The sequence below is a fragment of the Sneathiella sp. genome, from assembly GCF_029233945.1.
Lineage (GTDB): Bacteria > Pseudomonadota > Alphaproteobacteria > Sneathiellales > Sneathiellaceae > Sneathiella.
In genome coordinates this window covers 1-8275 of sequence record NZ_JARGOQ010000085.1, presented here as the reverse complement: position 1 = coordinate 8275, position 8275 = coordinate 1, and the positions used below count along the sequence as shown (strand labels likewise).

10 protein-coding genes are annotated in these 8275 nt (G+C 54.1%); 3 read left to right on the top strand and 7 right to left on the bottom strand.

Going from position 1 to position 8275, the window contains the following annotated elements; all coding sequences use genetic code 11:
• Positions 1-96: 96 nt before the first annotated feature.
• Positions 97-1215 (bottom strand): alanine dehydrogenase, encoded by a 1119-nt coding sequence (gene ald, locus P1U71_RS17185; protein WP_301106900.1) that lies wholly within the window; start codon positions 1213-1215, stop codon positions 97-99.
• 142 nt (positions 1216-1357) lie between these two features.
• Between ald and P1U71_RS17180 the strand changes: the two genes are divergently transcribed.
• On the top strand, positions 1358-1813 hold the full coding sequence (locus P1U71_RS17180) for an Lrp/AsnC family transcriptional regulator (protein ID WP_301106901.1): 456 nt from the start codon (positions 1358-1360) through the stop codon (positions 1811-1813).
• A gap of 2 nt (positions 1814-1815) precedes the next feature.
• Here the strand turns inward: P1U71_RS17180 and P1U71_RS17175 are convergent, their stop codons facing one another.
• From P1U71_RS17175 to P1U71_RS17165, 3 genes are all read right to left on the bottom strand, one after another.
• The gene (locus P1U71_RS17175) at positions 1816-2583 is read right to left on the bottom strand and encodes a crotonase/enoyl-CoA hydratase family protein (RefSeq protein WP_301106899.1); all 768 of its coding nucleotides are present in this window, start codon (positions 2581-2583) and stop codon (positions 1816-1818) included.
• A gap of 104 nt (positions 2584-2687) precedes the next feature.
• On the bottom strand, positions 2688-2888 hold the full coding sequence (locus P1U71_RS17170; protein WP_301106898.1) for a hypothetical protein: 201 nt from the start codon (positions 2886-2888) through the stop codon (positions 2688-2690).
• Positions 2889-3121: 233 nt separating this feature from the next.
• The gene (locus P1U71_RS17165; protein ID WP_301106897.1) at positions 3122-4039 is read right to left on the bottom strand and encodes a LysR family transcriptional regulator; all 918 of its coding nucleotides are present in this window, start codon (positions 4037-4039) and stop codon (positions 3122-3124) included.
• A gap of 207 nt (positions 4040-4246) precedes the next feature.
• On the opposite strand from P1U71_RS17165, the gene P1U71_RS17160 reads away from it, so the two are divergent.
• Positions 4247-5752: an aldehyde dehydrogenase gene (locus P1U71_RS17160; RefSeq protein ID WP_301106896.1), complete on the top strand. Its 1506-nt coding sequence runs from the start codon at positions 4247-4249 to the stop codon at positions 5750-5752.
• Positions 5753-5784: 32 nt separating this feature from the next.
• Entirely contained in the window at positions 5785-6834 is a 1050-nt protein-coding gene (locus tag P1U71_RS17155) for an alcohol dehydrogenase (RefSeq protein WP_301106895.1), read from the top strand.
• A 72-nt stretch (positions 6835-6906) separates the two neighbouring features.
• On the opposite strand, the gene P1U71_RS17150 is transcribed toward P1U71_RS17155, so the two are convergent.
• From P1U71_RS17150 to P1U71_RS17140, 3 genes are all read right to left on the bottom strand, one after another.
• Complete coding sequence (locus tag P1U71_RS17150; protein ID WP_301106894.1) at positions 6907-7131, bottom strand: hypothetical protein; 225 nt, start codon at positions 7129-7131, stop codon at positions 6907-6909.
• Positions 7132-7229: 98 nt separating this feature from the next.
• Positions 7230-7931, bottom strand: coding sequence for a DUF2461 domain-containing protein (locus P1U71_RS17145; RefSeq protein ID WP_301106893.1), 702 nt, complete (start codon positions 7929-7931; stop codon positions 7230-7232).
• A gap of 9 nt (positions 7932-7940) precedes the next feature.
• The coding region (locus P1U71_RS17140; RefSeq protein WP_367281216.1) for a phenylacetate--CoA ligase family protein at positions 7941-8275 on the bottom strand (335 nt) is incomplete at its 5' end.

Sequence of the window (8275 nt, the reverse complement as noted above, 5' to 3'; positions counted from 1 at the left end):
GAGCAATTGACTTCTAATCAATAGGTCGCACGTTCGAGTCGTGCCGGGGTCGCCAATGATGTAAAAGCCCGACCGGGAGAGGTCGGGCTTTATTTTTCAGTTTTTCAGGGCTTCCTCAACCGGCGTGTAATCGAGATTGAGGTCACGGGCAACAGGTTCGCAGGTGATTTTACCGTTCCAGACGTTGAGACCGTTGGCGAGATGCGGATCACTTTTCAGTGCCACTTTCCAGCCCTTGTCGGCAATCTTGAGGGCATGGGGCAGGGTCACATTGTTGAGCGCATAGGTCGATGTGCGCGCAACACCGCCCGGCATATTGGCAACACAGTAATGAACCACGCCGTCGACGACATAGGTCGGATCTGCATGGGTGGTCGCCTTGGATGTTTCGAAACAACCGCCTTGATCAATCGCGACATCGACGATAACCGAGCCGTCCTGCATGGTTTTCAGCATGTTACGGGTGACGAGCCTCGGCGCGGCCGCGCCCGGGATCAACACGGCGCCGATCACAAGGTCCGCTTCCATCACCAGACGCTCCAGCAGGGCGTTGGTGGAGTAGATGACCTTGGCGGAAGATTCGAAATGATTTTCAAGCCGTTCCAGCGTCACCGGATGGCGATCAAGGATCGTCACATCCGCATGCAGGCCAATGGCCATCTGCGCTGCGTTAAAGCCGACGACACCGCCGCCGATAATCACCACCTTGCCCGGTGCAACACCGGGAACACCACCGAGCAAAACGCCACGGCCGCCATGGGCTTTTTCAAGCGCCGCCGCGCCCGCCTGCACGGACATACGACCAGCAACCTGGCTCATGGGTTTGAGGAGCGGGAGGCCGCCGCTGTTGTCCGTTACCGTTTCATACGCAATGCAGACAGCGCCCGATTTAATGAGGTCATGGGTCTGCTCAGGGTCGGGAGCGAGATGGAGATAGGTGTAGAGGATCTGGCCCTCGCGCAGCATGGCGCGCTCATTCGCTTGCGGTTCCTTCACCTTGACGATCATCTCCGCGCGGGCAAAAACTTCCTCTGCGGTGCCGACGATCTTTGCACCAACTGCTTCATAGGCCTCATTAAGGGCGCCGATGCCTTTGCCCGCATCGGTTTCGATGAGAACGTCATGTCCATGCGCGACGAGCTCTCCGGCACTTTCCGGAGTTAGCCCGACGCGATATTCATGGTTTTTAATTTCTTTAGGCGTTCCAACGATCATGCCTTTCGCTCCCTATCAGCAGAATAAAATGATAACGAAAGTATAGCTTTTTCCCGCCGATAGTTTTTCCGAAATTTATTTCCTTAAAGGGATTTTCTGGTGTAAAATCCTGTTTTGGACATGAAATTCAGGAAAATATTCAATAGATCACTTTGATCGTAAAATATTATCTGAACTGCAGATTGACTCAGATAAGCCGATTTCCGAGATAGCGGAGCGGGTTAATCTTTCGCTTTCCGCCTGTCATCGGCGCATCAAGATGCTGGAGGCGGCGGGCGTTATCGACGGCTATGCGGCACGGCTCGACAAGCATGCGCTTGGACTGGAAGTGGATGTTTTTGTTGAAATATCACTGACGTCCCAAAGCCAGGAGACACTTAATCTTTTTGAGACGGCCGTCATGACCTATGATGAAATTCTTGAATGTCATCTGACGACGGGTGGCGCGGATTACATCATCCGCGTAGCGGCGCGGAACGTGCCGGATTATGACCGCATTCACCGCAACTGTCTGGCTAAACTGCCTCATGTTGCGAGTATGCGATCTACTTTTGCGCTCCGGGCGATCAAGTCCTGGAAAGGCTACCCGGTTACGTAAGGCTATTTGAACTTGCCGTGGCGACCTTCTCCGGCGGCAAAGCGCGCCGCGCCGACTTGCGCTTCTTTCTGCTTGGCTTCTTCCGCAGCGATCATTTCAAAATGGATGGCCTCCGCATCGGTCTTGCCTTCCTGCATGTAGACGCTTTCCCGGTCCGACAGCATGGCGATTTGCGGGAAGTCTGCAATCTGACGGGCCATTTCTTCCGCGGCGGCGCGGGCTGTGCCCGTTGGTACAACCTGCGTTACCAGCCCCATGGAAAGAGCTTCCGCAGCCGGAACCGGTCGCCCGGTCAGCATCATATCAAGCGCCCGGCCCATGCCGATTACGCGGGGCAGGCGGACGGTGGTGCCATCACTCATCGGGACACCCCAGCGGCGACAGAAGATCCCGAAAACGGCCGTTTCCTCTGCAATACGGATGTCGCAATAGAGCGCAAGTCCCATTCCGCCCGCGCAAGCATGACCTGCCACAGCGGCGATCAAGGGTTTTGAAAGCGGGGCGTGAAAGGGGCCGTCGGGATGCCCGGCCCAGGCTTTGTAGTCAACACGGGTTGCGGTTTCCTTCAAATCGGCACCGGCGCAAAAGGCGCCGCCCGCGCCGGTCACCACGCCAACACGCTGGCTGTCGTCCGCCTCGAAGTCGCGAAAGGCCTGCGCCAGCAAGTCAGACGTTTCCTGATCCAGTGCATTTCGGACCTCTGGCCGGTTGATAGTGATGGTGGTCACCGGACCGTTTATCTCGGTTATTATTTTTGGTTCTTTTGCCATATGTTTTCGTCACCATAGTGTTGTCGCGGCAGGGTGCGCACGATCTCCCTATGGTACGGTAAACGAGCCGTCCAAGTGTAGCTTTTTTTGGACCGACGCGCGTGTCAGTTCAAACGTTTGGTCACAAAGCCTTCATCATGCGGATATTTCTTCGTGATGCAGTTTTCCGCGTCCCGAGGGCTTTCGGCCTCAATGGCGAAACGGCAGGGCGAGGCCCAGCGCATCGAAATATGTGGATGTTCCTGATTGTTTTTCAGCGCATCCCGCGCTTCGGCATGATAAACGGAAAAAACGTAAGTACTCATCGTTCTCTCTAATCTTTACTCAAAAGCCTGACCCCTCCATCACCGGGGGTCTCGATTACAATGACGTCACCGGAAGACTGACCGGTTTCGTCATTACTTTGTAACATTATACGTTCAGCAACCTTAAAAATAGCATAATTGCGTCTTTTTTGCCGGAATTTGCGCCATTGAGGGGGTAATTCGGGAATCACATCGAAACAGAGGCAGAAACTTTTTCTGTAGGCGTCTTTCCCTTAACGGGTAGTCTGTTTTTGATATTCTCTGGTGGTTTCAAGCGCATGCTCGATGAATTTTTCGGTCACTGGATTGTAGGGTTCCGTTGGATAGGATGCTGTGAATTTCAGGTTCGGCGGTTGCCAATCACAGGTAACCTCGATCAAGGTTCCTTTATCAAGTTCTGCCTGAATCATTTTACGGGGCAGGCTGGCAATCCCGATGCCGTCCAGCGCCATTTTCAGGATCGCGGCAAGCGAACTTGAGGGAAATATACGCGCCGGTAAATCCGTGTTCTTCCTGAGCTGGCGAGCGAGTTCGGCATAGGGGCGTGTGTTTTTCGCGTAGGTAATCAACGGATTATGGGCCAACTCATCGAGGGAGAGCGTCCGTCCTGCATCAACTTCAAGAGACGGCACGGCCGCCCAGATAACCTCAAACTCGATCAGGTCATGGTTTTCAATCTGAAAATCGGAGACCGGACCCATCAGGAAGGCAAAATCGAGCGATCTGTCGATGAGTTCCTGTCGGAGATTTGGGGTCGCATCAACTACGATTTCCACTGCAATTGCCGGGTATTTTCGATGTAGTCCGGACAGGAACGTCGGAAGCCAGGTATGCACAATTGTTTCTGAAACCCCCAACCGTAAAATGCCGGGGAGATTTTCCTCCTGGCCAATGCGGTCGACAAGCTGCGCCGATGTCCTGAGCAGCTTTTCCGCATAGGGGAGAAGTTCCAGGCCTTTGGCCGTCACCCGGATAAAACTGGTTTCGCGTTCAAACAGGCGAACACCGAGAGTTTCTTCTAGCCGGGCTATCCGGGCGGAAATTGCCGGCTGCGTTGTATTCATTTTTTCCGCTGTTTTACGGAAACTGCGTAAAGAGGCAACCCAAAGAAAGGTTTGAAGCTGGGTCAGATTGATATTTCCCGGCACCATAAAACTATCCTATTGATTATAATTGGATTTGGTAAAAAAGAGTTATACATTAAGCCGCAGCGAAAGTCAGGAGCGTCGCGCCAAAAAAATTACAAGTAAAAATTTCTGTGTAGCGCAAACTAACTCTTCCACGATGGCAGGGCATTGTTTATGCTCGTGCCAAAATTAAATCATGCCTGACATCAATAAGATAAAAGAGGAAATAGCATGTCCACAGCACCCGCCCCCACACGTGAAGACTGGGAAAAGCTCGAAAGCCAAATCTCAATTCGCAACAAGGCCTTCATCAACGGCCAATATGTTGACGCCGCATCCGGCAAAACATTCGACTGTATCAGCCCCTTGGATGGACGCGTACTGACGCAGGTTGCTGCTTGTGACGTTGAAGATGTCAACCGTGCAGTAGCAGCCGCACGTGCGGCCTTCAACTCCGGCGCATGGTCCCGCGCGGCACCGGCGAAGCGGAAATCAGTCTTGCAGAAGTTTGCCGGTCTGATCATGAAGAACAAGGACGAGCTCGCGCTGCTCGAGTGCCTTGATATGGGCAAGCCTGTTAAATGGGCGGGCGCCGTTGATATTCCGGGTTCTGCGGGCTGTATCTCCTGGTATGCCGAGGCAATTGACAAGGTCTATGATGAAATTGCCCCCACGGATCGCCGTCGCTCCCTCGCGCTGATCACGCGCGAGCCGATTGGCGTCGTCGCTTGTGTGGTCCCCTGGAACTTCCCGTTGCTGATGGGATCGTGGAAATTCGCACCGGCACTTGCCGCAGGTAACAGCGTTGTGCTGAAACCGGCGGAGCAATCTCCGCTTACCGCACTCCGTGTTGCTGAACTTGCCGTTGAGGCAGGCATTCCGGAAGGCGTCTTTAATGTTGTTTCCGGATTTGGTGAAACTGCCGGACAGGCGCTCGGCCGTCATATGGATGTGGATGCGCTGGCGTTCACCGGTTCAACCGAGGTTGGCAAGCTCTTCATGCGCTATTCGGGGGAGAGCAACCTGAAAGCCATCGGACTTGAATGCGGCGGCAAAAGCCCGAGCATTGTGATGGCGGATGCCGATCTTGACCTTGCCGCGAAGAAGATTGCCATGGGCGTTTTCTTCAATCAGGGAGAGGTTTGCACGGCCGCGTCGCGTATCGTTGTCCAGGACAGCGTCAAGGATGAGTTGGTTGAGAAGATTGCCGGTGTCGCCAAGACCCTGCAACCGACCGATCCGTTAAGCCCGAAAGCAATCGTCGGGGCCATGGTTGACAAGTCCCAGACCGACCGCGTCATGGGCTACATCAACAAAGGTCAGGAAGAAGGCGCTAAACTCTTCTATGGCGGTAACCAGGTATTGCAGGAAACCGGCGGTTTTTATATCGAACCGACGATTTTCGACAATGTCTCCAACGATATGACCATCGCACAGGAAGAAATTTTCGGCCCGGTCGTCAGCACCATTACCTTTAAGGATATGGAAGAGGGAATTAATATTGCCAACGACACGATCTATGGTCTGGCGGCGTCCGTCTGGACACGGGATATCTCCAAGGCGCATCAACTTGCGCAATCGCTGAGGGCGGGGACTGTCTGGGTCAACACATATGACGATGTCGATATGTCCACGCCATTTGGCGGCTATAAGCAGTCGGGCAGTGGCCGCGATCGCTCTCTTCATGCTCTTGAAAAATATACTCAGCTTAAAACAACCTGGATCAATATCGCCTGATCACTGAGCTTCAAGGAATCTGGGAGGAAAAAATGAAGAGTTATCAGTTTGAAGAATACGGCGCCCCGCTGGTGGAAAACACCGGCGAGGCACCAAGCGTGAGTGGGGATGAAGTGCTGATGGATGTCACCGCCTGCGGTGTCTGCCACAGCGACATTCATATATGGGAAGGGTATTTCGACCTCGGGAATGAGAGGAAACTCGATATCCGGGGCGGGCGGGAGCTGCCGCATACCCTTGGCCATGAAATCGTCGGAACCGTCACGGCGGTTGGCGATAATGTCACGGATGTGAAGGTCGGGGACAAACGGGTTGTTTATCCGTGGATCGGCTGTGGCGACTGCGCCATCTGCAAATCGGGGGAGGAGCAACTCTGCAACCGCCCTCGTCAGCTCGGAATTGATGTCGCGGGCGGGTATTCCGATACCTTGCTGGTGCCGCATTCCCGATATCTGCTGGACTATGGTTCCCTATCGAAGGAACTTGCCTGTACCTATACCTGCTCGGGGCTTACGGCCTACAGCGCCCTTCAGAAGGTGAAGTCGCGTGCCGATGGCGGTAAGCTCCTGATCATCGGGGCGGGCGGTGTTGGTCTTGCGGGCATGGCGATTGCCAAATCCGTGACGGATGCAGAAATCTATGTTGCCGATATCGATCCGGAAAAGCGCGAAGCGGCGCTGAAAGCCGGTGCTGTTGAGGCGATTGACCCCTCTGATCCGGCGGCCTTTAAAAGCTTTATGGGCATGACTGGTGGCGGCGTGAATGCGACCATCGATTTTGTTGGGGCCGAAAGCAGTGCAGCCTTCGGGGCCAAGGTGCTCACCAAGGGTGGTAAGCTTGTCATCGTGGGTCTCTTCGGTGGTGGTTTTTCCATGCCACTTCCCATGTTTCCGATCAAGGCCATCTCGGTTGAGGGCAGCTATGTCGGCAACTTGAAGGAAATGCAGGAACTGATGGAACTGGCGAAAGCCGGGAAGCTGAACGAGCTTGCCATTACGCCCCGCCCGATGAAAGAGGCGTATAACACCCTGGAAGACCTGCGCGCGGGCCGTGTTGTCGGCCGGGTGGTGTTGCAAAGCTGATTTTCGGAACTTAGCAAAATAAAAGGCGGCATTTTAAGTACCGCCTTTTTTTGTGTCTTGTCGCAAGGGCGATTAATGTATCGGTCCGGCAACTTCCATGTCGATGAGTTCATTCACAACACGCATAAGCTCAATGCAGGCATAGAGGTCTTCCTCGGCCTGATCATTCCGGCGCAAGGCATCCGCCTCTGCCGTCAGCATGTCAACGGCGTGTTCTCCCTGATGCGCAATCAGGTCGTGTGCCGTACTATAAAGATCGATTGTCGTATCGGGGTGCAATTCAATGATATTCATCATGGCAGTCATCCTTAAGCGGTGCCGGTTAGTCAACTTCCCGTTAATTTTAGAAAAATTGTCTTAAAAGAAGGTTAATGGCAGTGACACCGAATTCGCTTTTAGAAAGGAAGTTCAACCGCATTTGTCAGGAAGCGCATGAAGGGCGTCGCCTTTTGAAAGGCATCCTCGACCTCATCGACAAAATCCGGCTTGGTGATGGCCTGAATATTCGCGAGGGGTTTCATCACAAAAAGGGTCTTGCGGCGTAAATCCTCGATCTGCGGATGATCGATGGGAAAGCCTTTGGGCGCACGTTTCAGGCCGTCCCCACGGATTCCCTCTATAAATGTCGCCTGGAAATCGGAATCGCTTTTAATGGTGGTCCACTCCGCGCCTTTTTCATCGATGGCATGGCGGATCTTGGTGAGGATGGGGGCAGGGGGCAGATAAATGCCGCCACCGAAGCGCACCCCGTCCAGGGCAAGATGAACATAATATCCCGGTGCATGGGCATCTCGTCCCGCCTGATGCCGGAACTGGCAGGCCGCATGTTCCTTATAGGGCTTTGGGTCACGGGAAAAACGCACGTCGCGGTAAATCCTGAACATGGAGCCCCCGTTGGGCCGCGGATCGGCGATAAACATTGGGGCGATGGCCTCAAGTCGCGGCGCCATCGCCTCGATGAAATCACACATCGGGTAGACAACGACATCCTTGTAACGCTGCTTGTTTTGCCCGAACCAGTCGCGATTGTTATTCTCGATCAGCTCCGCGTAAAAGCGCAGAAAATCCTTCGGAAAGCCTTGAAAACTGCTCGTCATATGCTGCCTTTATATTTTCCGGTGATCGATAACCCGTTTTGCCTTGCCGAGGGAACGCTCGACCGAGCCGGGCTCGCAGATATCAATAACGGCGTTGACGCCAAGGACGCCCTTGATCCGGTCGCGTAGTTTTCCAGCAGTGTCCGAATCCGCGCCGCCCGAAAGAGTATGTTCCACCCGGACGGTAAGGCTGTCAAGCGCACCTTCGCGATGAACTTCCAGCACATAATGGGCGGAAAGCCCTTCTGTCTGGACCACCAGTTCCTCGACCTGGGAGGGGAAGAGGTTAACCCCCCGGATAATCAGCATATCGTCCGTGCGGCCGGTAATTTTCTCCATGCGCC

Excerpts from the sequence above, each read along its gene's own strand:
- P1U71_RS17175 (WP_301106899.1), bottom strand. The coding sequence starts at position 2,583 with ATGGCAAAAGAACCAAAAATAATAACCGAGATAAACGGTCCGGTGACC.
- ald (WP_301106900.1), bottom strand. The coding sequence starts at position 1,215 with ATGATCGTTGGAACGCCTAAAGAAATTAAAAACCATGAATATCGCGTC.
- P1U71_RS17150 (WP_301106894.1), bottom strand. The coding sequence starts at position 7,131 with ATGATGAATATCATTGAATTGCACCCCGATACGACAATCGATCTTTAT.
- P1U71_RS17155 (WP_301106895.1), top strand. The coding sequence starts at position 5,785 with ATGAAGAGTTATCAGTTTGAAGAATACGGCGCCCCGCTGGTGGAAAAC.
- P1U71_RS17165 (WP_301106897.1), bottom strand. The coding sequence starts at position 4,039 with ATGGTGCCGGGAAATATCAATCTGACCCAGCTTCAAACCTTTCTTTGG.
- P1U71_RS17145 (WP_301106893.1), bottom strand. The coding sequence starts at position 7,931 with ATGACGAGCAGTTTTCAAGGCTTTCCGAAGGATTTTCTGCGCTTTTAC.
- P1U71_RS17160 (WP_301106896.1), top strand. The coding sequence starts at position 4,247 with ATGTCCACAGCACCCGCCCCCACACGTGAAGACTGGGAAAAGCTCGAA.
- P1U71_RS17170 (WP_301106898.1), bottom strand. The coding sequence starts at position 2,888 with ATGAGTACTTACGTTTTTTCCGTTTATCATGCCGAAGCGCGGGATGCG.